Origin of the sequence: Streptomyces sp. NPDC048275 (assembly GCF_040652275.1) — a bacterium.
In the GTDB taxonomy this organism is placed as follows: Bacteria; Actinomycetota; Actinomycetes; order Streptomycetales; family Streptomycetaceae; genus Streptomyces.
Genome location: NZ_JBEZLR010000065.1, coordinates 35,920 through 58,420, shown reverse-complemented (window position 1 = coordinate 58,420; position 22,501 = coordinate 35,920). Strand labels below are relative to the sequence as shown.

21 protein-coding genes and 2 pseudogenes are annotated in these 22,501 nt (G+C 69.1%); 14 read left to right on the top strand and 9 right to left on the bottom strand.

All coding sequences use genetic code 11. The features are described 5' to 3' along the window. The first annotated feature begins 566 nt into the window (after positions 1–566). The 6 genes from AB0D57_RS31250 to AB0D57_RS31225 all read left to right on the top strand — a co-directional run bounded on the left by AB0D57_RS31250 (position 567) and on the right by AB0D57_RS31225 (position 6,811). Positions 567–1,064, top strand: a complete 498-nt coding sequence (locus AB0D57_RS31250) for a cupin domain-containing protein (protein ID WP_362080462.1) — start codon at positions 567–569, stop codon at positions 1,062–1,064. A 538-nt stretch (positions 1,065–1,602) separates the two neighbouring features. Next, positions 1,603–2,988 carry an FAD-binding oxidoreductase gene (locus AB0D57_RS31245; RefSeq protein WP_362080459.1) on the top strand — a complete coding sequence of 462 codons (1,386 nt, stop codon included), beginning with the start codon at positions 1,603–1,605 and terminating at the stop codon, positions 2,986–2,988. A gap of 150 nt (positions 2,989–3,138) precedes the next feature. Continuing rightward, positions 3,139–4,605, top strand: a complete 1,467-nt coding sequence (locus tag AB0D57_RS31240; RefSeq protein WP_362080455.1) for a WGR domain-containing protein — start codon at positions 3,139–3,141, stop codon at positions 4,603–4,605. Positions 4,606–4,894: 289 nt separating this feature from the next. Beyond that, positions 4,895–5,593: an SDR family oxidoreductase gene (locus AB0D57_RS31235; protein WP_362080452.1), complete on the top strand. Its 699-nt coding sequence runs from the start codon at positions 4,895–4,897 to the stop codon at positions 5,591–5,593. Positions 5,594–5,645: 52 nt separating this feature from the next. Beyond that, positions 5,646–5,792 (top strand): hypothetical protein, encoded by a 147-nt coding sequence (locus tag AB0D57_RS31230; protein WP_362080474.1) that lies wholly within the window; start codon positions 5,646–5,648, stop codon positions 5,790–5,792. Between the two features lie 107 nt (positions 5,793–5,899). Next, positions 5,900–6,811, top strand: a complete 912-nt coding sequence (locus AB0D57_RS31225) for an NAD(P)H-binding protein (protein ID WP_362080449.1) — start codon at positions 5,900–5,902, stop codon at positions 6,809–6,811. A gap of 109 nt (positions 6,812–6,920) precedes the next feature. On the opposite strand, the gene AB0D57_RS31220 is transcribed toward AB0D57_RS31225, so the two are convergent. Then, positions 6,921–7,229 carry a hypothetical protein gene (locus AB0D57_RS31220; RefSeq protein ID WP_362080446.1) on the bottom strand — a complete coding sequence of 103 codons (309 nt, stop codon included), beginning with the start codon at positions 7,227–7,229 and terminating at the stop codon, positions 6,921–6,923. A 172-nt stretch (positions 7,230–7,401) separates the two neighbouring features. On the opposite strand from AB0D57_RS31220, the gene AB0D57_RS31215 reads away from it, so the two are divergent. From AB0D57_RS31215 to AB0D57_RS31205, 3 genes and pseudogenes are all read left to right on the top strand, one after another. Then, positions 7,402–8,079: a response regulator transcription factor gene (locus tag AB0D57_RS31215; RefSeq protein WP_362080442.1), complete on the top strand. Its 678-nt coding sequence runs from the start codon at positions 7,402–7,404 to the stop codon at positions 8,077–8,079. Continuing rightward, on the top strand, positions 8,072–9,397 hold the full coding sequence (locus AB0D57_RS31210) for a HAMP domain-containing sensor histidine kinase (protein WP_362080439.1): 1,326 nt from the start codon (positions 8,072–8,074) through the stop codon (positions 9,395–9,397). Before AB0D57_RS31215 ends, AB0D57_RS31210 begins: the two co-directional genes overlap by 8 nt. A gap of 47 nt (positions 9,398–9,444) precedes the next feature. After that, positions 9,445–9,582, top strand: a pseudogene (locus AB0D57_RS31205) (IS630 family transposase); the annotation flags it as partial. Between the two features lie 77 nt (positions 9,583–9,659). Here the strand turns inward: AB0D57_RS31205 and AB0D57_RS31200 are convergent. The 5 genes and pseudogenes from AB0D57_RS31200 to AB0D57_RS31180 form a co-directional block, all read right to left on the bottom strand. Next, positions 9,660–9,874: pseudogene (locus AB0D57_RS31200) on the bottom strand (ABC transporter permease); the annotation flags it as partial. A 299-nt stretch (positions 9,875–10,173) separates the two neighbouring features. Then, positions 10,174–11,991: a glycoside hydrolase family 15 protein gene (locus AB0D57_RS31195; RefSeq protein ID WP_362080436.1), complete on the bottom strand. Its 1,818-nt coding sequence runs from the start codon at positions 11,989–11,991 to the stop codon at positions 10,174–10,176. A 113-nt stretch (positions 11,992–12,104) separates the two neighbouring features. Further along, complete coding sequence (locus AB0D57_RS31190; protein WP_362080433.1) at positions 12,105–13,523, bottom strand: DUF2252 domain-containing protein; 1,419 nt, start codon at positions 13,521–13,523, stop codon at positions 12,105–12,107. Further along, on the bottom strand, positions 13,520–15,109 hold the full coding sequence (locus AB0D57_RS31185) for a GMC family oxidoreductase (protein ID WP_362080430.1): 1,590 nt from the start codon (positions 15,107–15,109) through the stop codon (positions 13,520–13,522). Before AB0D57_RS31185 ends, AB0D57_RS31190 begins: the two co-directional genes overlap by 4 nt. 230 nt (positions 15,110–15,339) lie before the next feature. Continuing rightward, a complete protein-coding gene (locus AB0D57_RS31180) occupies positions 15,340–16,293 on the bottom strand; it encodes a cyclase family protein (protein ID WP_362080427.1) in 954 nt (317 codons plus the stop codon). Positions 16,294–16,432: 139 nt separating this feature from the next. Here AB0D57_RS31180 and AB0D57_RS31175 point away from each other — a divergent pair, with 139 nt between their 5' ends. From AB0D57_RS31175 to AB0D57_RS31165, 3 genes are all read left to right on the top strand, one after another. Then, positions 16,433–17,395 (top strand): DUF389 domain-containing protein, encoded by a 963-nt coding sequence (locus AB0D57_RS31175; RefSeq protein WP_362080424.1) that lies wholly within the window; start codon positions 16,433–16,435, stop codon positions 17,393–17,395. 152 nt (positions 17,396–17,547) lie between these two features. After that, positions 17,548–18,003: a DUF6325 family protein gene (locus AB0D57_RS31170; RefSeq protein WP_362080421.1), complete on the top strand. Its 456-nt coding sequence runs from the start codon at positions 17,548–17,550 to the stop codon at positions 18,001–18,003. A gap of 152 nt (positions 18,004–18,155) precedes the next feature. Next, the gene (locus tag AB0D57_RS31165) at positions 18,156–18,443 is read left to right on the top strand and encodes an SHOCT domain-containing protein (RefSeq protein ID WP_362080418.1); all 288 of its coding nucleotides are present in this window, start codon (positions 18,156–18,158) and stop codon (positions 18,441–18,443) included. A gap of 49 nt (positions 18,444–18,492) precedes the next feature. On the opposite strand, the gene AB0D57_RS31160 is transcribed toward AB0D57_RS31165, so the two are convergent. From AB0D57_RS31160 to AB0D57_RS31150, 3 genes are all read right to left on the bottom strand, one after another. After that, a complete protein-coding gene (locus tag AB0D57_RS31160; RefSeq protein WP_362080471.1) occupies positions 18,493–19,806 on the bottom strand; it encodes a hypothetical protein in 1,314 nt (437 codons plus the stop codon). 208 nt (positions 19,807–20,014) lie between these two features. Then, positions 20,015–20,347 carry a MazG-like family protein gene (locus AB0D57_RS31155; protein ID WP_362080415.1) on the bottom strand — a complete coding sequence of 111 codons (333 nt, stop codon included), beginning with the start codon at positions 20,345–20,347 and terminating at the stop codon, positions 20,015–20,017. A 35-nt stretch (positions 20,348–20,382) separates the two neighbouring features. After that, on the bottom strand, positions 20,383–20,928 hold the full coding sequence (locus AB0D57_RS31150; protein WP_362080411.1) for a DoxX family membrane protein: 546 nt from the start codon (positions 20,926–20,928) through the stop codon (positions 20,383–20,385). A gap of 151 nt (positions 20,929–21,079) precedes the next feature. Here AB0D57_RS31150 and AB0D57_RS31145 point away from each other — a divergent pair, with 151 nt between their 5' ends. Together AB0D57_RS31145 and AB0D57_RS31140 are read left to right on the top strand one after the other, a co-directional pair. Further along, the gene (locus AB0D57_RS31145; protein ID WP_362080408.1) at positions 21,080–21,406 is read left to right on the top strand and encodes a nuclear transport factor 2 family protein; all 327 of its coding nucleotides are present in this window, start codon (positions 21,080–21,082) and stop codon (positions 21,404–21,406) included. Between the two features lie 61 nt (positions 21,407–21,467). Continuing rightward, positions 21,468–22,472, top strand: a complete 1,005-nt coding sequence (locus AB0D57_RS31140; protein WP_362080405.1) for an aldo/keto reductase — start codon at positions 21,468–21,470, stop codon at positions 22,470–22,472. Positions 22,473–22,501: the final 29 nt, after the last annotated feature.

Sequence of the window (22,501 nt, the reverse complement as noted above, 5' to 3'; positions counted from 1 at the left end):
GACAGAACCCCTCAGCAAGGTTCATCGTCCCAGGTCAGGAAGGCACTTTCGCATTTCCGCCCCGGAGTCAGCCGTCCCCAAGTGAAACGGTGAGGCTAGCTGAGCCGACGCAACGTAGGGCCAGGCCGCGTGCCGCCGCGCCGCGGGAGTCGCGCGGCGTGGCCTGCTACCTGGCCCGAACTCCAAGGGTTGGACAGCCCGGTGACGACAGCGTCCGGGTCGCGGCGGAAGCCTGCGCCGAGGTGCTACAGGGCAGGGAGGTCGTGGGCGAGTTGAGATGTGTTACGCATCAACGCCGAGCGGTGTCTTGTGTGTTGGGGCAGGTGACGTGAGCAGTTCCAGAAGGCCAGTTGATGGCTGAGGGAGCCGATCACGGACGCAGGTGATCACGATCGATAGCTGCCGGGACTGACCGGCAACGCCGCGACGAGGCCATCCGCATTCACCCAGCACTCGACCACGGCAACACACCTACAGCGTCAAAATGACCCCGAACCACTCGAATTCGCGACGCTTGAGGGATCCAAGTAGCCCACAGGTTCCACAGTTAGTCCTTTGGAGACGCCATGACCGAGCCGAAGACTCGCGCACGAATTATAGGAAAGCTTGACGCTCCCCCGGAGCCTCCCATCGGAAGCATGCGCAATAGGTACCTCATCAACGGCGGCGACACGGGTGGTCGATTCTCCGTTGTCCAGCACCTGTTCGAGCCGCGAGCTCTGGGTGGCCCGATGCACCGTCATAAGAACGAGGACGAATACACGTTCGTTGTAAGTGGCGAGATAGGAGCGATCTCGAATGGCCAGGAAATTTACGCTTCGGCCGGTGAGTGGATCTTCAAGCCGCGCGACGAATGGCACACCTTCTGGAACAACACGGACGAACCGGCAGCAGTCTTGGAGGTCATCTCGCCCGCCGGTTTCGAAGACTTCTTCAAGGAATGCACCAGGCTTACCGACCCCCTGAGTGAAAGTTTGCTGACCGAGATGGCCGCAGCCTATGGTATTGACTTCGACTGGCCGGTTACTCCGGCCGTCATCGAGCGCCATGGCCTTGTATTCTGACCCGAGGGTTGTAGTTTCTCACGGCTGACGCATTCTTCTGGTCGCCGGTCAGCCTCAATGTTTCGATTGGGTGCGGCAGCTGTCGAAGCAGAATGGCGAAAGTGCTTTCCTGACCTGGGGCGATGAATCTCGCTTAAGGGTTCTATAGGTTCAGGCGGAAGACACTTTCGATGCGCATGGCCGATCTGGTGCTGCACATCCACCGAAAGATCAACCCATGGCCGGCATTGCCCCGGCGGGTTTCTGGCGTATCCGGGTACCCTGTACACGCAGAGCACGCGTACGGAACCGCGCTGTGAGCGCGCCGGGGCACGGCGAGCAGTAAGCCGTTGGAATTGCATGGCTCCGTAGCGCGCGGGACGCTGGTCATATCAGCCCTGCCGCGTCCGCTTGCGCTTCGGGTCGGGAACGGTGTCTGGTCGCTGGCACACAACCGACCATCGGCGGCCCGGACCCTGGGAGATGAACCTGGGCAGTTGCAGCCGGAGAACGCCCGAGCCGGGTGGGATGAGGTCCGCGCCTCCCTCAGGAGATGGTCATGGACAGCGCAACTCTGGAAGCGATGCAGACCACGCTGCGCGGACCGGTCATAGGTCCGCAGGGCGCCGAATACTCCCAGGCCCGCAAGGTCTACAACGCCATGATCGACAAGCGTCCCGCCGCCATCGTGCGGTGCGCGGACGCCGCGGATGTCATGGCTGCGGTCACCTTCATCCGCGACAACGGCCTGGAACTCACCGTCCGGGGTGGCGGACACAGCGGTCCCGGCCTCTGTCTGGTGGACGACGGCGTCACCGTCGACCTGTCGTCGATGCGCTGGGTGCGTGTCGACCCCGCCGCGAGAACCGCCCAGGTCGGCGGTGGTAGCCGGCTCGGCGACCTCGACCACGCCACCCACGCCTTCGGGCTCGCCACACCCACCGGCATCGTTTCGATGACCGGCGTCGGGGGCCTGACCCTCGGCGGCGGCCACGGCTACCTCACCCGCAAGTACGGCCTGACGGTGGACAACCTGCTGGCTGCGGACGTGGTGCTGGCCGACGGCAGCTTCGTCACCGCGAGCGAGACCGAGCACCCGGACCTGTTCTGGGCCCTGCGCGGTGGCGGCGGCAACTTCGGCATCGTGACCTCCTTCACCTATCGGCTCCACCCGGTAGACACGGTCGGGGTCGCGATCACCGTGTGGCCGGTCGATCACACCCGCGAGGTGCTGGCGTGGTACCGCGACTTCCTCCCGCAGGCACCCGAGGACGTGTACGGCTTCTTCTCGCTCTTCACCGTCCCGCCCGCCCCGCCGTTCCCCGAAGAACTCCACGGGCAGAAGGTGTGCGGCATGGTGGGGTGTTACACGGGTGATCCCGGCCGCTTCGAAGAGGCGTTCACGTCGGTGCGGGAGCCCGGACCGCCGGCCTTCCACTTCACGGCACCGATGCCCTATCCCGCGTTGCAGGGCATGCTCGACGACCTGATTCCCACCGGGTACCAGTGGTACTGGCGCGGCGACTTCTTCGACCGCATCCCGGACGCCGCCGTGGACGTGCACCTCAAGTACGGCGAGAACATCCCCACCCCGCTCTCGCTGATGCACCTCTACCCGGTCGACGCGGCCGCCCATCGGGTGGGCCGGGACGACACCGCGTGGAGCTACCGGGATGCCGTCTGGTCCGGTGTCTTCGCCGGTGTCGACCCCGACCCGGCAAACGCCGAGACCATCAAGCAGTGGTGTGTCGACTACTGGGAGGAGATGCACCCGTACTCCATGGGCGGCTCGTACGTGAACTTCATGGGGCAGGGCGAGGGCCAGGAGCGGGTCCGGGCCACTTACCGCGGCCACTACGACCGGCTCGCACAGGTCAAGCGGACGTACGACCCGGACAACTTCTTCCACGCCAACCAGAACATCAAGCCGGCCCAGCAGCCGTGACCATCGGGTCTTGCCGTGCCCACGCCGCCCTTCAAGCCGGACCCGCGACGAACAATCGGCGGCGGCGTCGATGTCAGTGGTGACCGCTAGCTTGGAATCACTGGAGATCGGTCGTACTGGCCGACCGGGGCCTTAGGGGAGGGGTGTGCTGTGTCCGCTGCGCAGGCACGACAGTCGGGGAACACGACGTATCTGGAGCTGTCTCAGGAGGACGGCGGTGCCCACAAGTTCTACGAGGTGACCGTCGCGGGGACGACCGTCGCCGTGCGGTACGGGCGGATCGGCGTGGACGGGCAGCGCCAGATCTCCACCTTTCCGACCGTCGAGAAGGCGAATGCGGCGGCGGCGAAGAAGATAGCCGAGAAGGTACGGAAGGGGTACGCGCCCGCAGTCCAGGGGCAGCGCGCGGCCCGCCCCGTGACGCGCCGTCAGGTGACCTCCGCCCCGTCCACGGCGCGGGCGACGGCCCCGGTGCTGTGGCGGTTCCGTACCGGCGCCTCGGCGTTCGGCATCCATGTGGACGAGGACCGCTGCTGGGTCGGCAACCAGCACGGCGACGTCTACAACCTGAGCCATGCCGGCGAGGTGCTGGCTCACTACTCGCTGCCCGACGGTGTGAAGTGCCTGGTGGCGGACGACTTCTGGATCTACGCGGGCTGCGACGACGGCCGGGTGTACGACCTCTCCTCGAAGGTGCCGTTCGCGGCCTACGAGATAGCGGCCGAGGTGGACATCTTCTGGCTGGACATCCACGCGGGCGTGCTGAGCGTCTCCGACCGCAACGGCGGGCTCACGGTCATCGACCATGAGGACGAGCTCCAGTGGTCGCGCAACTCGTCCGGGGACAACGCGTGGATGGTGCGGGCCGACGACCATGCCGTGTACCACGGGCACAGCCGCGGTGTGACGGCGTACGCGGCGGACGGCACCAGTCAGCTCTGGCACACCGCGACCGGTGGCAATGTGCTCTTCGGGTGGCAGGAGGAGAACGCGGTCTACGCCGGGACGGGGCGGCGGGTCGTCCAGCGGCTCGCCAAGTCCACCGGGCGGATCGAGGCGTCCTACCTGTGCGACGCCGCCGTGTACTCGTGCGCCACATCCCCCGGCGGGCGGTACGTCTTCGCGGGCGACTCCGCTTCCTCCGTCTACTGCTTCACCGCCGACGGCACCCGGCTGTGGAAGCTCGGCACCGGGGGCGGCTCGGCGCTCTCCATGCAGTACCACGACGAGCGGCTGTACATCGTCTCCACGGACGGCTCGCTCGCCTGCATCGACGCGACCGAGGCCGCGATCAACGCCGCCCAGTCGGGCACCGTCCCGGTCGCCGCGGACATCAAACTGGCGGCTGCCCTGCCGACGTACGCACCGCTGACCACCGCCGCCTCCGTCGCCACGGTCAGCGCTGTCCCCGCAGCGGGGAACGGGGTGGTCGTGGAGTGCATTCAAGAAGGAGGGCGCGTGCGGGTGCATGTGGTCTCCGACGGCTACGAGCCGAGCTGGAACGTCCAGTTCCCGCGTGCGATACGCCAGCCCGGCGCCCGCTACGTGGTGGACGCGCTGCACTCCTCCTCGGGTGGCTTCTACCGAGTGCGCGGGGAGATCAGGCGTCTGGTGTGAAGCAGCACGAGCAGATCCGTAAGGCGCCGGAACTACGCGCCCACGTGATGCAGCGCCGTTGCTGATGCGAAACCCTGGGTTGAGTCCCGGTTGCTCGTCAGCCGGCGACCGGCGCCGGCGTTCGGGCTGTGTTGGTCGCGCGGCGGTTTACCTGGAGGGGGCGCCATGGGCTTGCGGAGTTCAGAGACAAGCCGCAGACCGCCTATCCATCTATTGGCTGGATGTTCCAGATACGGGGCCCGCGGTTCTATCGGCACGGCGGCAACTTACGAAAACGAGGTGTCCGGCCATGGAGATCAAAGGATCGGTCGCGCTGGTGACCGGCGCGAACAGGGGTATCGGACTGGCGTTCACCCGTGCTCTGCTCGCCCGGGGCGCAGCCAAGGTATATGCGGGCGTCCGCGGCCCCGAGGACGTCCGGGAGCCGGGGGTCGAGACGCTGCGTCTCGATGTCACCGACGAGGACCAGATCGCGGCTGCGGCGGTGGCGGCGTCCGACGCCACCATCGTGATCAACAATGCCGGCATCCAGGTCGGGCCAAGCCTGCTGGAGGGATCTCTGGAGGGCGCGCGGCGCGAGCTGGAGGTGAACTACCTGGGCACCTGGGCGGTCTCGCGGGCCTTCGCGCCGGTGCTCGCGGCCAACGGCGGCGGAGCCCTGGTGAACATGCTGTCGGTGGCGTCGTGGCGGGTGAACAAGCGGTGGCCCAGTTACGCGGCGTCGAAGGCTGCTGAGTGGTCGCTGACGAATGCGTTGCGTGTTGGTCTGCGACAGCAGGGGACACTGGTCGTCGGGGTGCATGTGGGCCCTGTAGACACCGACGCCACCGTGGGTCTCGACGTTCCGAAAGTGCCGGCTGCGGAGGTGGCGGCGCAGACTATGGACGCGATCAGCCGCGACGTGCCCGAGGTATTGGTCGATGAGGCTTCCCGCCGGGTGCGCGCGGCGTTGTCCGGCCCTGTGGAGCTCCTGGAGCCAGCGCTGTGAACGGCGACGACGGGATTACCCAAGGCCATCCGACACCAATGGAGAGTTGGAGATGGACACTGACTTCGATGTCGTCGTCCTCGAAGCGGACCCCGGCGGATATGTGGCGGCCATCCGCTCCGCGCAGCTGGGGCTTCGTACGGCAGATTGCGGGCCGCTGGTCCCTCTGACATCGTCGTTGTGTCACCCCGTCACATGAACAGGTGAGGGGCGGCCGCGGCTGCCCGGGGGACCCGCTGACAGCCCTTAGGGTGCGCGGTCCCGAGCTGACCGCAGGCCCCGGTCTGGAAAGCAGGAGGCGATCGCATGCAGGTCCACCCCGTCCTTGTCACCGGCGCCGGCGGCGGCGTCGGCGGAGTCGGACGCATGGTCCTCGACCGGTTGCATGCGGAGGGCGTGCCCGTCCGGGCTCTCGTGCACCACGACGATGAACGGGCCTCGGCCCTGCGGGCGATGACCGGCGTGGACGTGGTGGTCGGCGACCTCACCCGGGGCGCCGAGGTGGTCAAGGCGCTGGCCGGTTGCCGCCGGGCCTACTTCGGGATGAGCGTGTCGCCCGCGTACCTGGAGGCCGCGACGACGGTCGCGGCGGCCACCCGGGAGAGCGACCTCGATCTGTTGGTGAGCATCTCGCAGATGACGGTCTCGCAGATGGACCTCACCAGCGATACCGAGTCCCGGCAGCAGCGACTGCACTGGCTGGCCGAGCACGTGCTCGACTGGTCGGGGGCGCCGGTCGTCCACGTCCGGCCCACGGTGTTCATGGAGAATCCGCTCTTCTCGCGGGTCGCCGTCGCCTCGATCCTGCGGGACGGCACGATCCGCCTCCCGTTCGGCTCCGCCCGGACCTCGCCGGTCGCCGCGGCCGATGTGGCGGAGGTCATCGCACACCTCCTGCTCGACCCGGCCATGCCGACCGGCCGGGTCTACGAGCTGACCGGGGCGCGCTCCCGTGACATGACCACCATCGCGGCCGAGTTCTCCTCGGCTCTGGGCCGTCCGGTGACCTACGTCGACGTGCCGTACGAGGAGTGGCTGGAACACGACCTCGGCCGCCTGGACCTCCCGCCCCACGTCTTCGAGCACATCGCCACGATGGCGCGGCTGCATGGCGAGAACCGGTACGACCGGGCGACGAACGACGTCGCCGAACTGCTCGGGCGCCCCCCGCTGGGGTTCGACAGCTTCATCAGGAACACGCCCGTCCTGCGGTCGTAGCCGGATTCCGTCCCCCTGCGTAAAACGCCCGGTCGAGAGTTCCCGACCGGGCGCCTGCGGGAGCGACCCGCAGCCGACCGAGCCGTCTGCGGGTCGCCGGGAGTCCTGCCTACGGCCGCGCCTGCGTCACATCTTCATCGCCGACGACGGTGGTGCCGTCCACCGGTACGGCGGTGCCGGGCCGCACGTCGTGAGGCTCCGCTCCGGGCACCTCGGTGAGCTGGACGTCCTGCCCCGGCTCCACGTGGTGCGGGTGCGGATTGCCGGGCACCGGCGAGAGCGTGACACCGTTGTTCTGGGCCGCGCCGCCCTGGCCGGAGGCCGCGGCGGCAACCCCGCCGGAGGCGAGCAGGGCGGCCACCGCGCCGGCCGTCAGCAGGCCTCGGCGGCGTGAGATGCCGTGCCATCGCGTCTTCATGGGATCAGCCCCTTCATGCGGGGAGGGACACGGGGATGCCGGACGCGATCCGGACCCGGTCCCGCCGGGAACGAGTACGGCACGACTCTCGCCTCCGCCCGCTGAAGATCCGCTGAACGTCCTGAAGACCCTCTTCAGCACCCGACGCCGCCGTTGAGGCAAGGTGGACGGCATGCGTGTGCTGGTGATGGACGACGACGTCCGGCTCGTGGAGCTGCTCCAACAGGGTCTTCGGGCCGAGGGTTTCGCGGTGGACGCCGTGAGCGACGGCCTCGACGGCCTCGCCCGGGCTGCGGCCGACACCTATGACGTGATCATTCTCGACGTCATGATGCCCGGCCTGAACGGCTACAAGGTCTGCGCCCACCTGCGGTCGGCCGGCGACAACACCCCAATCCTGATGCTGACGGCGAAAGACGGTGAGTACGACGAAGCAGAGGGGCTGGAGACCGGGGCCGACGACTACCTCACGAAGCCCTTCTCGTTCGTCGTCCTCACCGCCCGGCTGCATGCCCTGATGCGGCGCACACGCCCGGAGCGACAGATCGTCCGGCACTTCGGGGATCTGGAGATCGACACGGGAGCCCGCCGTTGCCGCCGGGCGGGCACGGACATCGCCCTCACCCCGCGGGAGTTCAAAGTCCTGACGCTGCTCGCGGCGACCCCGGACATCGCCGTCAGCAAGGCCGCCGTCCTCGAACGAGTCTGGGACAGCGCGTACGAAGGCGGCCCGAACATCGTGGAGGTCTACGTCAGTGCTCTTCGCCGCAAAATCGACCGCCCCTTCGGCCGGGCCAGTATCGAAACCGTACGCGGCGGGGCCTACCGACTCCGCTCCGACGGTGCCTGACCGCCGGCGCCGACGGCGTCCACGGCTGCGGCCGCAGACGGTGCGCGGCCGTGCCACCGCTGCCGTGGCACTCGTCGCCAGTCTTGCGCTCGCCGCCTGCTCGGTGGTTCTGATCTACGCCGTCCACACCAACCTGATCGCCTCCGCCCAGACCGCGGCCCGCGACCACGTCGACCAGGCGGCCCGCCGACTCGCCTCCGGCGCGCCTCCGGCCGAGGTGCGGTCCGCCCTGCCGGACGTCACCATGGTCACCGCACGCCCCGCCGACTCGTCACCGACCATCGAACCAGCGGACGAGAGCGCCCTTGCCAGTGTCGACACCTCTTCGGGGACGTTCCTGGTGCAGGCCTTCCCTAACCTCGCCCCCGCCCACACCGCCGTCACCACACTGACCTGGGCCCTGATCCCGTGCACCGCCCTCCTGGTGCTGCTGGTCGCCTACCTGACCTGGTACGCCATGGGCAGGGCGCTGCGACCGGTGGACAACATCCGGGTCGAGTTCGCCGACATCACCGCGCACAGTCTCCAGAACCGTGTTCCCGTCCCCGACTCCGACGACGAGGTCGCCCTGCTGGCGGAGACGATGAACGGCACGCTCGATCAACTCCAGCGTGCCGTCGGGCGCCTGCGGACCTTCACTTCGGACGCCTCGCACGAACTACGGGGCCCTCTCACCACCCTGAAGGCCCGCCTCGAGCTGGCCCTGGTCCGTCCCGAACGGGCCGAATGGACCGCCGTTGGTCGCGAAGCCCTGCGCGACACCACTCTCCTCGAAGAGATCGTCGCCGATCTGCTGCTCCTCGCCCGCCTGGACGCGCGCCAGCCGCTGAAGCTTCAGCCCCTGTGCGTGTCCGACCTCCTGCGGCAGACCCTCGCCGAGCGCTATCGCGGCCGGCCCGTCGTACTCGTCGCACACGCCGGCCCCGACGAGCCGGTCCTGGGCAGTCGCACAGCACTCGCCCGCCTCTTCACCAACCTCCTGGACAACGCCCTGCGCCATGCTCACACCACGGTGACCGTCCAGGTACGCCCCACCGAGCACGAGTTGGCCGTCGAGGTCGTCGACGACGGTCCTGGCATCCCCGCAGCGGACCGTGACAGGGTCTTCGACCGCTTCACACGCCTGGACAACGCCCGTACCCGCAGCGAGGGCGGTACGGGCCTCGGCCTGGCCATCGCCCGCGACATCGCGACCGCCCACGGGGGCACCCTCACCGCGCAGGCCCCCCACGGCACCGGCCACGGCGCCCGCATGGTCCTGACCCTGCCCTGCGCCACCACACAACGGCCGCCCGGCCGTTCGCGCCCGGCCGACTGACGAACGACCCCCTCCGACCGCCGGCCTGCATGGTCCAGGCCGACGAGCGCCCCACCAAGCTCGGCCAGCCCTTCACCCGCTGGTCGATCCGCAAACTCGCCGCCTACCTGCGCCGCGTGCACGGACGCGTCATCCGCATCGGCCGCGAAGCCTCACGCTGCCTGCTCCGGCGCCGCGGCATCACAAAGAACATCCGCTGGGGCGGACGCCCTCTGTCCAACGCAGCCTGACCAGGAACCGGGCCGACATCCCCGGCACATCACTAACCGACCCGCTGCATCGCCTTCCGGCGCCGTTCCGCCATCGCGGCCCGGACTCGCGGCGGGCCATCCTGCGCAGGACGGACGGTGCGTGGAGCAGCCCGGCGACCGCCCAGGCACCCAACACGCCCGCTGTCTCCAGGTGCCGCCAGGATTCGCCGATCTCGGCGGCGACCGCTTCGGTCGGCAGCAACGCGGCCCGGAGACCGAGGCCGAGCACACCGAGCAGGCGGGGCCAGGGACGCTCGACGACGCAGCGGGCGACGGTGCCATCGCCGTATGTCTGCTTCTCGAAGAGCAGGCCGTAGCAGCTGCTGCCGCCCGAGAAGGCGCCGCCGGGCATGAGCAACTGCCAGGCCACGTAGCCCCACATGAGCGCGGCGAGGATCAGCAGCCCAATGCCGCGCTCCTGCCACTTCCCGGCCCGGTTCAGGAGCTTCCGACGGAGCTCCGCCTTCCGTATCTCCGCGGCCCCCACGCCCGCCTCCCCTGTCCTGTGGGGCCAACGGCACAGGCTCAGCGATGGAGCGCGTCCAGGGCTTTGTCCAATGTTGTCGCCGCCATGATGAGGGACAGGTGGGTGAAGGCCTGGGGGAAGTTGCCGAGTTGTTCGCCGCTGGGGCCGATTTCCTCGGCGAAGAGGCCGGCGTGGTTGGCGTAGGTCTGCATTTTCTCGAAGGTGTAGCGGGCCTGGGGGAGTCGGCCCGCGCGGGCGAGGGCGTCGACGTACAGGAAGGTGCAGAGGCTGAAGGTTCCTTCGGAGCCGCGCAGGCCGTCGGGGGAGGCCTTGGGGTCGTAGCGGTAGACGAGGCTGTCGGAGACGAGGACGCGGTCCATGGCGTCCAGGGTGCTGAGCCAGGCGGGGCTACGGGGGGCCAGGAATCCGACGCGGGGGGCGAGCAGCAGGGAGGCGTCCAGGACCTCGCCGTCGTAGTGCTGGACGAGGGCCTGTTCCTTGTCGTTCCAGCCGCGTTCCATGACCTGTTCGAGGATGGCGTCCCGGGCCTGGGTCCAGCGCGCGGTGTCGGCCGGGCGGCTGAACGCGGCTGCCAATTTCAGGCCGTGGTCGAAGGCGGCCCAGCACATGATGCGGCTGTAGGTGAAGTCCTGGCGGCCGCCCCGGGTCTCCCAGATGCCCTCGTCGGGCCGGTCCCAGGAGTCGGCGAGCCAGTCCAGGGTGCGGGCGAGGCCCTTCCATCCGTGATAGCCCGCCTGTTCGCCGACCTCGCGGCTCTCGGCCATGGCGTAGAGGGCCTCGCCGTAGATGTCGAGCTGCAGTTGGTCGGTGGCGGCGTTGCCGGCCCGGACCGGGTAGGAGCCGCGGTAGCCCTCGAAGTGTTCCAGGATCTCCTCCGTCAGATGTGGGTCGCCGTCGACCCGGTACATGATCTGGAGGGGTTCGTCGTCCGGTCCTTGGCAGTCGTGCAGGCGGTCGCCGAGCCAGTTGGTGAAGCGGGTCGCCTCCTCGACGAAGCCGAGGTCGAGCAGTGCCCGTACCGACAGGGAGCCGTCCCGCACCCAGGTGTACCGGTAGTCCCAGTTGCGCTCGCCACCGACCTGCTCGGGCAGTCCCATGGTGGCGGCGGCGACCGGAGCGCCGGTGGGGGCGTAGGTGAGGAGCTTGAGGGTGATCGCGGAGCGGTGCACCATCTCCGTCCAGCGGCCGCGGTAGCGCGAGGTGCGCACCCACAGCTGCCAGAAGTCGATGTTCGCCCAGAGCTCTTCGGTGACTCCTTCGGTGGTGGGTGGCGGTGGCGCCTCGCCGTCCGGGGCGCACACGGTGAACACCACGGCCGCCGACTCCCCGGCGTTGAGGGTGATGGCGCCCCGGACGTCCTGCCCGTCGCGTTCCAGCGGGATGGCGCTCTGCAGGTAGGCGGTCGTCCCGGGGGCCCGGAACGTCGCCGTGTCGGGTGTCAGGTCGAGTTCGTGGGTGGCCCGCGCGTAGTCGAACCGCGGCCGGCATTCGAGGCCGAAGCGTACGGTGCCGCGCACCGAGCGTACGACGCGCACCAGGCGGTGCCGGTCGGTCGCCGTCAGGCCCGGGTGGACCGGCATGTGGTCGATGATCTCGCCGACTCCGTCGGGTGACATGAAGCGGGTCACCACGACGGCGGTGTCCGGGTAGTAGAGCTGCTTCCAGGTCCCTTCGGGATTCTCGGGCGCCAGGAGGAAGTAGCCGCCGCCGTCGTGGTCGAGCAGGGCGGCGAAGATGCTGGGCGAGTCGAAGCGCGGTGCCGCGAACCAGTCGATCACGCCGTGGGACGACACCAGGGCCGCGGTCTGCAGGTCTCCGACGAGACCGTGGTCGGCGATGGGCGGATAGCGGTCCATGCGGGTTCTCCCGGTTCTCCTGGTCCTGCTGGTTTCCCTGGTCCTCCTGGTTCTCCTGGTTCTGCTCTTGTCGGGGCTGGTCTCCTTGGCAGGTGTCGGGACCGGTCTCCCCGTCAGGCCGCTTCGGCCGTCACCCGCCCCGTACGGACGGCCTCGACGAGTGCCCCGTGATCCTTCTCGTTCTGGTCGGCGTAGCGCTCGGCGAACGTCACCAGCGCACGGTCGAAGACGTCGCCCTTGCCCAGGTACGAGGCGATGGCGATCCGGTCGCCCGACCTCGCGTGCGCGCGGGCCAGCGTGGCGCCGCACAGCTCACCGAAGGCCCGCATTCCGGTCGGCACCATCGTCTCGGGCTCGGCGATGCCCTTCCAGTCCCGCAACTGCCGTACGTAGAAGTCCCGTCGGCGGCCGTCGATACCGTCGATCCGCTCCCAGCCCAGGAAGATGTCGCTGGTGGCCTGCATGAGCCGTTGGCCGGAGACCACACGTTCGCCCTGCGTCCGGTAGCGGCTCGCGCCGGCGTGGGGCGCCAGCACCGACGCGTCGGCCTCCTTGGCCTGCAGGAGCAGCGGATCCCTGTCGTCCCGGCCGAGCAGGAGCACGATCCAGCAGCGGGTACCCACGCTGCCGACCCCGACCACCTTGCGGGCCACGTCGGCGAACCGGTACTGCCTCAGCAGGAACCGCCGGTCCGACTGCATGGTCTGTCCGTAGCGCTCGATCATGCGGCGGATCTGCTTCTCCAGGGAGCCGCGTTCGACATCCGGAAGCAGGTCCTGGAGTGGGGTGATCAGCGGTGGGTACGGTGCGATGCGGGCCGCACCGTCGACGATGTGGGTGAGCTTGTCGAAGGCCTGGAGACTGTCCTGGGTACGTGCCTTCGCCACCGACTGCGCCCAGCGGCGGCGGGCCCGCGCGCTCGCGTCCTCGACGAAGTGGGACCACACCCACTCCTCGTCGAACTGGGAGTACCACACGGCAAGATGGCCCATTCCGGCGAAACTCCGCATCCACTCGCGGTAGGACCGCACCGTCGCCTGCACGATGTCGGCCCGCTCCTTGGTGCTGAAGCCGTTCGCCCGGCCGGCGATGACGAAACTGGCGGACAGTCGCTTGACGTCCCACTCCCACGGGCCGGGCAGCGTCTCGTCGAAGTCGTTGATGTCGAACATCATGCGGCGCTCGGGTGAGGCCAGCAGCCGGAAGTTCAGCAGGTGCGCGTCGCCGCACAGCTGCGTTCTGATCCCGGACCGGGGGGTTTGGGCGAGATCCCCGGCCATGATGGCGGCGGCCCCCCGATAGAAGCGGAACGGTGACTCGGTCATCCTGCCGTAGCGGATCGGTACGAGCTCGGGCACCCGCGTCGCCGACTGCGCCTCGACGATGTCCACCGGGTCGGGCCGCTTCTGCGAGGGAGTGAACTCGACGTGGCTGGAGCGGGGTACGGCCGCCCGGGCGGCCTTGCCGAGTGCGATGCGCTCCTGCGGCGTACGGTGCCGGGTGTCGTCGTCGGCCGGGTTGCTGGGCGTCATTGCAGTCGCTCCGCGATGTGGTCACCGACGCGCAGGGCGTTGGCGATGGCGGTCAGCGAGGGATTGACTGCTCCGATGCTCGGAAAGAAGCTCGTGTCGATCACGTACAGGTTGTCGAGGTCATGGGCCTTGCAGTTGACGTCGAGGGCGGAGTCGGCGGGGTCATGGCCGAAGCGGACCGTGCCCGCCTGATGCGCGGTGGCGCCGATGGGCATGCCCTTGTGCAGGTAGATGCTGTGCGACAGCAGATGGTGTTCGTGCATGCCCAAGTGGCCGAGCATGCCCTGCAGTTTGTGCCGCAGGCGTTTCAGCCCGGCGATGTTGTTCTTCTCGTCGAGGGCCAGGTGGATGCCGTCGTCCTGGTCCAGGGTGACCCGGTTGTCGGCGACGGGCAGGTCCTCTCCGCACAGCCAGAAGTCGACCGCGTGGTGGGCCAGTACCTCGAACGGCATGTCGGGAGTGACGGCCCCCGCCCAGCGGGGCGCTTCGCCGTGGATCTGCGCGGAGTCGGACTTGCCGAGCATCTGGATGCCGCCGAGGGGGTAGTCCCAGTCGTCGGATCCCAGATACCAGTCGTGCAGCGCCAGGGTCTTCTGGAACCTGGTGTCGTTCGGTTCCTTGGACACGGCCATCAGCGCCAGGTTGTTGTGCCGCATGTAGTGCCGGCCCACCACGTCCGAGCTGTTGGCCAGGCCCCGCGGATGTCGGTCATTGGCCGAACGCAGCAGCAGTACGGCGGAGTTGACGGCGCCACAGGCGACGATCACGATGTCCGCGCTGAACTCCACGGTCGTACCGTCCGGATCCTCTCCCGCCGTCGCGACGACCGAGGTGACGCTGCGGCCGGTCGCATCCGTCTGGAGTCGGCGCACGTCCGCATGGGTGACCATCTCGACGTTGGGGTGTTCGAGAGCGGGGTCGACGCAGATGACCTGCGCGTCGGACTTGGCGCCGACCAGGCAGGGGAAGCCGTCGACGCGGTCGCAGCGGATGCAGGCGCTGGTGTGTACGGCCCGGCCCCGGTCGTCCTGGGTGAGGTTCAACCCGATCGGGAGGTGGAAGGGGTGCAGCCCCTGCTTCTCCAGGTCGTGGCTGAGTTGCTGGATGCGCGGCTCGTGCAGGACCGGCGGGTAGGCGTACTGGGCGCCGGTGGGCCCCTCGGTCGGGTCCTCGCCGTGCCGACCGTGGACGAGATAGAGGTGTTCGGCCTGTGTGTAGTAGGGCTCGAGTTCCTCATAGCTCAGTGGCCAGGCGGGGGAGACGCCGTCGTGGTGGCGGAGTTCGCCGAAGTCCTCGGGGCGCATACGGAAGAGTGCGGCGCCGTAGAACTTGGTGTTGCCGCCCACGTAGTAATTGACCTCGGGCGGGAACTGGTTTCCGTGTTTGTCGAACCAGAACTCCGGAGCGCGGTACTTCCCTTTGACGAAGACCGCGGTGGAATCCCAGTTGTCGCGTTCGCGAGGGAGATATCCGCCGCGTTCGAGAAGGAGTATGCGTTTTCCCGTGGACGCCAGTCGGTGGGCGATCGTGCCACCCCCCGCACCGGTGCCAATAATGATGACGTCGTAGTGCCGCGCTTCGGTCATGCCGGCCACCGTCCTTGGAACACGGTCCGGTCCTGCCGGGTGAAGGGGAAATGCAGGGAAAATGAAGGGAAGCGAGGGCAAATGAAAGGGGGAGAGGGGAATCGAAGGGAAGCGAGGGGGAATTGATGGGGGCCATCAGTCCCGACCACCAACGTATCTCCCGGCGATGTTTCCGGCGAGTTGGGCCGGTCGGGTGAACCGGGGCGGTGGAGCGGCGTGGCGCCGCCGGGTCACAGGATCGCGAGGGGGTTGACGGGGGAGCCGGTGGCCGCGGGCAGCCGGAGGGGGGCGATCACACAGAGAAACGACCAGCGGCCCTCCCGCGCGCAGATCGGCGCGAGGTCCTCGAACCGCAGATAGTCGAGCAGATGCAGTCCCATCGCGTGGATGGCGAGCACATGCACCGGGAACGCGACCCCCCGCACCGCGCTGGGGCCCGCGTCGTTGTTGCCGTCACTGCCCAGTACGGCCACCTCGCGCTCGGCGAGGTACTCCATGGCGGTCGGATGGAGCCCGGCACGAGCGTCGGCCGTGTCCCAGGGGCCCAGTTCCTCGCGGCGCCGGCGGTGTCCGACCCGTACGAGGAGGATGTCGCCCCGGCGGACCCGTATCTCCTGCCGTGCCGCGGCGGCGGCGAGGTCCTCGGCCATCACGTTCGCCCCGGGTTCGAGCCAGGACACGCCGTGCAGCCGGGGGATGTCGAGGAGGACCCCGCGTCCCACGATGCCGTCGCGGGCCAGGTCGACGGACAGGGCGCTCGCTCCGTCCGGCGACAGCACGTCCGCCGCCGGGATGCCGCCGTGCAGCGTGCCGTCGTAGATGACATGGCACAGCGCGTCGATGTGACTGTCCACATCGCCGTGAATGTTCATCGAGAAGCGGTCCCGCGCGAAGTCCAGGCCGCTGGGGCCCGGTCGGCCATCGGCCGGAGCGGTCAGCCGGTGCTCGGCCGGATCGGCGTCGTCAGGTCCGGCACGGGTGTTCACGGGAGCGGCCAGCGACACCGTGCGTCCCGACCGCACCTCGAGAAGGGCCGCCAGCACCTGTTCCTCGGTGATCGTGTCCAGGGCGCCCCGGCTCGTGGCGGCGCCGGGGGATATGCGGCGCAGGCGCCGGTAGAGCGACCGGAATTCGGCCTCGCTCAACCGGAATTCGGCCTCGCTCAACTCGTCGGGCGTCCACATGTCCCCACCATCCGGCAGGTGTCGGATTCCGGCACGCCGAGTTGCCCGGCCCAGGCGCCGCCGCGTTAATGGATGAGCGACCTGCCCAGGCCACAGCCCGGTGCACGGCACCGCACCGCATCGGTACGCGGAGGTCCGGATGGACATGATTCATGTCCGCGCGGTGTGCCCGCCGGACCTCACGGAACGCACCATGGCCCTGCTGAGCGCCGAGCCGTGCGTCCTGAACCTCCTCCTGCAGCCGGGCCGCGTACGCAACCCCGACGGCGCCGCCATCGAGTGCGACGTGCTGACCGGAGCCGCGAACGAGGTGCTGCGAGGCCTGCGGGAACTGGGACTGGAACACCACGGCTCCATCGTTCTAGAGCCCGTGGACACGGTGTTCTCGGAGCGCGCGGCCAGGACCGGCGCCGAGGAACTCGGGGCCCGGCTGCGCGCGCCGGTGTGGGAGCAGGTGGAGGCCCGGATCCGGGCCGAGGGCAGATACCCCCCGAGCTTCTACCTCTTCCTGGTCATCGCCGGACTCATCGGCGCGGTGGGCATCATCACCAACTCCCAGATCCTCATCGTCGCGGCCATGGTGGTGGGACCCGAGTACGGCGCCATCACCAGCGTCGCTCTGGGGATCGACCACCGTTCCCGGCCGAGAGTCCGGCAGGGCCTCATGGCCCTGCTCGTGGGCTTTCTGCTGGCCGTCGTCGCGACCTTCCTCTTCGCCCTCCTCGTCCGGGGTTTCGGGCTGCAGCCGAAGGCCTTCGAGCTGGGGCTGCGGCCCGTCTCGAATCTGATCGACACCCCCAACTTCTTCTCGGCCGTGGTGGCGGTGCTGGCCGGGATCGTCGGCATCGTCTCGCTGGCCGAGGCCCGCACGAGCGCGCTGCTCGGCGTCTTCATCTCGGTGACCACCATTCCGGCGGCGGCCGACATCGGCGTCTCGTGCGCGTTCGCCAGCTGGACCGAGGCCAGGGGGTCCCTGTTCCAGCTGCTGCTCAACATCGTCGTACTGATCGTGGTCGGGACCGGCATGCTCAAGTGCCAGCGGGCGATCTGGCGGCGGGTGAGCAAACGCCGGCACGAGCGCGAGGTCGGACGGCCGGCGTGAATACCTCACCGAAGTGCGGCTGCTTGCGTCCGATGATGCAATGGAATTCGGGGTGATGGTGAGGGGTGTTGATGCGGGGTGTTGATACAGGGTGATGATGCATCGGCAGGCGGGGAACAGTGGGAATTCCGCGACCGATCAGGAGTGAAGCCGTGAGCGATGAATTCGTCGAGATGGGGCCGATCGACTATGTGGTCGTCGAGTTTCCCGGTAACCGAATGACCGGCGAGGGATTTCCTTTGCTGGTCGATCTGGTGGACCGCGGCCTCATCCGGATCCTCGATCTGATGTTCGTCAGGAAGGAGGAGGACGGATCCGTGGTCGGCCTCGAAATCGCCGACCTCACCGGCGACGGAGCTCTGGACCTGGCCGTCTTCGAGGGTGCGTCCTCCGGCCTGCTCGGCCAGGACGACATCGAGGAGGCGAGCACCGCCCTGGAGCCCGGCAGTTCCGCCGGAATCCTGGTCTACGAGAACCTGTGGGCCGCGCCCTTCGCCACCGCCCTGCGACGCGGCGGTGCTCGACTGGTCGCCTCCGGACGGATTCCGGTGCCTGACGTCCTGGCCGCGCTGGACGCGACGGACGCCGCCCGGCCGTCGGCACCGTAGAAGGCTCACGGGTTGCTCGAGGCAGCTCCGGGCCAATGTGCGACGGCATTCATACGGTGCTCCAATGGAATGGTCCGATGCGCCGAGAAGCGCACATCGGCTTCAGGAGCTGTTGTTTGCTTCGCATGCCTTCCGCGAGAAGGGAAAGCGCCGTGCCAGGTCTCCTCCGCGGGGTCGCCCGCACAGCCGCAGTGGCGGGCACGGCGACCGCCGTGTCGAACCGTGTGTCACGTCGCCAGCAAGGGCGATGGGCCCAGCAGGACTATCAGGAGGCCCCGCCGCAGCCGGCGCCTGCGGCAGCACCTCCCCCTCCCCCTCCGCCGGCCGACGACATGAGCAGCAAGATCAATCAGCTGAAGGAACTCGGGGAGCTCAAGGCCCAGGGCGTCCTCACCGAGGCCGAATTCGAGGAGCAGAAGCGCAGGATCCTCAGCTCCTGACCGCCCTTTGTCGAGGACCTTGCCCCCGGCCGAGGACCTTACCCCCGCCTCAGCCCACCGTGAACCACGTCGTCCGCGACTTCTTCCACTCCGCGTGGGTGAGGTCCTTGGCCTCCGTGCCGTCGCCGTACAGGTCGGAGGAGCCGTTGTCGGTGAGGAGTTGTGCGCGGGCGCCGGGGACGGTGAGGTCGGGGACGTCGACGACCGCCTCCCAGCCGCCCGGGTCCGAGGTGGGCAGGTCGAGGCGCTTGACCGGGGTGTGGGACGGGTCGCCGTCCCAGGAGTAGAGGGCGTACGGGTCGGAGTTGTCGTCGGCGGCCCAGGAGCCCGCGACGATCAGGTACTGGTTCGCGGCGTTCTTGCGGAGGTCGCGGACGGAGAGGCCGCCGAGGTCGAGTTCGACCGGGGTGCCGAAGGTGGCCGCCGCGCCCGCGCTCACCACCTTGTCGATGTTCGTGACGGGGACCAGGAGTGCCTTGCCGCCCGTCACCGCCGGGGCGAGGGGCGCGCGGAAGCCGACGTACGCCGTGGTCGTCGAGCCCGGGGCGAACTCCAGCCCCTCGACGTTGAATCCGTCGATCTGCTTGGGGACCTGACCGTCCTGCGTGCCCGCCGCGAAGCCGTAACGGTCGCCGTTCGCCTCGTCCCAGGCGACGAGGTCGTCACGGAGCTTCGCGTAGGAGCCGCCGTACGACAGTCCGGTCGCCGCGCCGGAGCCGGTCACCGCGGTCGTGAAGACCGTGTTGCGGGCCGACTTGTACTCGCCGTCCTTGTTGTTGCCCAGCGACCCCGTCCAGTAGATCGTGTTTCCGACGCGGGCGGCGCCCTCGATGTCGATTTCCTTCGAGACGCCGATCTGCGAGCTGAAGTCCCAGGTCTTGACCGGGGCGCCCGAGGCCGAACGGTCGTACAGACGTAGGACATTGGACTCGTCGTCCGCCACGACGACGTATCCGCCGCCCACGTCGACGGCCGCGGAGGCGTCGCTGGAACCCGTGAAGTACCGGCTGTCCGCGGCCTGTTGGACCGCCGCGGACGCCGCGTAGTGCAGCGTCTTGGTGGCCGTCCTCCCGTCCACGCCGGTGACCTTCACGGTGAAGTCGGTGTAACCCAGGCCCCGCGCGGCGACGGCGACCCGGCGGGTGGCGCCGGTTCCGGTGACCGTGACGTCGGTGGTGGTGGCCACGGAGGTCTTGCTGCTCTTGGTCACCGTGACGGCGAGTGCGCCCGCGTCGGCCCCGCTCTGCCCGACCGTCACGCTCACCGCGGGATCCCCGCTCGCGCCCACCGCACCGGACAGATACGCCGCGGACAGCGACAGCGTCGGCGTTCCGTAACTCGCCGCCTGCGCCTGGATTCCCATCCCCACGACGGCGAGCGTCACCACACCACCGACCACGGCGACCGACCTGCGACCTGAGCGGAAAACGTAGTCCTGCACGGGGACCCTTTCGTCGGCGTGATCATCGACGAGAAGGCTCGGCCGCCCTCACCAACTGCGGAAGGCTCGTACACGTCCACGGGATGAACACCTTCGCCACCCGACGTGCGACGTCAAGTGTGCGCGCTGCTCAGGGAGTTCGGCCCGTCCCGACCGACCGCTCCGTCACCCCCGCCAGGTGGGTCAGGAAGACCTCGCGCGCGTCCGGCGTCAGTGTGCGCAGCGCCACCAGCGCCGTGATCACGACATCGCAGAGCTCCGACCGGACGTCGTCCCACGTGTGTGTGGTGCCCTTGCGCGGGTTCTGGCCGGTCGCGCCGATCACCGCCTGGGCGACCTCGCCGACCTCCTCCGACAGCTTCAGCATGCGCAGGAGCAGGCCCTCCTGGCCGTCGTGGGCGCGGTTGGCGTCCAGCCAGGTGTGCAGGTGGTCGATCGAGTCCCAGACGTCTTCATCAGCCATGGGACCAGCTTCCCCGCGGGCCGTGGCCCCGACGCCTACTCGTCGAACAGTGTCTCCTGCTCGCCCTCGGCGGCCAGCCGTACCCTCTTGTTGCGCGCCCCCACCACGGCCAGGGTGGCCGCCGCCGTCACGCCGAATGCAACGGGGACCATCCAGCCGCGGTTCAGCGTGTCGCCCAGCAGATGGTCCAGGGACAGTCGGCCGGGGCCCGTCACCGCGAGGCCCGCAGCCGTCAGGCCCAGCGACGCCGCGTACTCGTAGCCGCCGCCGTCCGCGAAGAACCCGTTGGGCTGGAGCACCGCGGACGCGGCCACCATCGCACCGGCCGCCGCCGCACCGGCCGCGGGTGTCGCGAGCCCCAGCGCCAGCAAGGCGCCGCCGCCTCCCTCGGACAGCCCCGCCGCGGTCGCGCTCGCCTTCCCGGGGGTGTAGCCCATGGACTCCATGGCCGCCCCGGTTCCCTCGAGCCCACCCCCGCCGAACCAGCCGAACAACTTCTGCGCCCCGTGCGCGGCCAACACCCCGCCCGCGCCCAGACGGAGCAACAGCAGTCCCAGATCGCGTCGGTCGTAACAGGTCACGGTGACTCCCGGAAGAGGCGGCAGAGCTGATCCTTGCTTCGAACTGTTGCCTCCACCCTCACCGGCCGGGCCGCCTCGTACCCGGCGCGCGCGTCCATTCGGGTGGTGGGTCGGGTGGCGGGCTTCGGGGCGCGGTGTGAGTCTGGCTGCCATGACGATTCAGGCAACGAAACTCAGGGATCCGGCCGTCCGGGCCTTCGTCACCGCCGTGAACGCCCACGACCGCGAGGCCTTCCAGGCCGTCCTCGCACCCGGCGCGACCATGTCCGACGACGGTTCCGACCGCGACCTCGCCGACTGGGCGGAGCGGGAGATCTTCTCCTCCCACGGTCACATGGACGTCGACAACGAGTCGCGGGGCGGTCTCGCCCTCATCGCCCACTACAGCAACGACACCTGGGGCGAGATGAAGACGAAGTGGAGCTTCACCGTCGACGGCGGAGGCAAGATCTCCCGCTTCGAGACCGGCCAGCCCTGAAGCACCGACCGCTGTAAAGGGCTTGCCTTCGTGTGCACTCCAACCCCTAGCGTCCACACGTATGGAGAACACCGAGCACACCAACGGGACCAGGACACTGGGCCGCAGCGGCATCGAAGTGAGCGCCCTCGGCTTCGGCTGCTGGGCCATCGGCGGCGAGTGGGCGACCCCCGACGGGCAGCCCCTGGGCTGGGGCAAGGTCGACGACGAGGAGTCCGTACGGGCCGTACGTCGCGCACTCGACCTCGGCGTGACGTTCTTCGACACCGCCGACGCGTACGGCACCGGGCACAGCGAGCGGGTCCTCGCGCGCGCCCTCGGCAAGCGCCGCGCCGACGTGGTCGTCGCCACGAAGTGGGGCAACGTGATCGACGAGGAGCGTCGCCTCGCCCTCGGGCAAGACGACTCCCCGGCGTACGCCCGCCGCGCGCTGACCGCCTCACTGCGCCGCCTGGACACCGACTACGTCGACCTGTACCAGCTGCACATCTCCGACGCTGACCCGGACCGTGCGGCCCAACTCCGCGACACCTGCGAGGAATTCGTACGTGAGGGGCTCATCCGCGCGTACGCCTGGAGCACCGACGACCCCGAGCGTGCGGCCGTCTTCGCGGCGGGCGAGCACTGCGCGGCCGTACAGCACCGCCTGAACATCCTCCAGGACGCACCCGAACTCTTGGCGCTCTGCGAGGAGTTGAACCTTGCGAGCATCAACCGCAGTCCCCTCGCGATGGGGCTGCTGACCGGGAAGCAGCGGGCGGGGCGCGCGCTCGAAGCGGGGGACATCCGCAACGCGCCGCCCGCCTGGCTGCCGGGCTTCAACGAGAGCAGCGGCGCCGACCCGGAGTGGCTCGCCAGGGTCGACGCCCTCAGGGACATCCTCACCAGCAACGGCCGTACGCTCGCGCAGGGCGCCCTCGCCTGGCTGTGGGCGCGCAGTCCGCGTACCGTCCCGATCCCCGGTTTCCGCTCGGTCGCCCAGGCCGAGGAGAACGCGGGCGCGATCGCCGAAGGGCCGCTCACCGCCGAGCAGTTGACGGAGGTCGACCGCATCCTGGGACGGTGAGCGGCCACGAGGACCGCCGAGGGCGACCT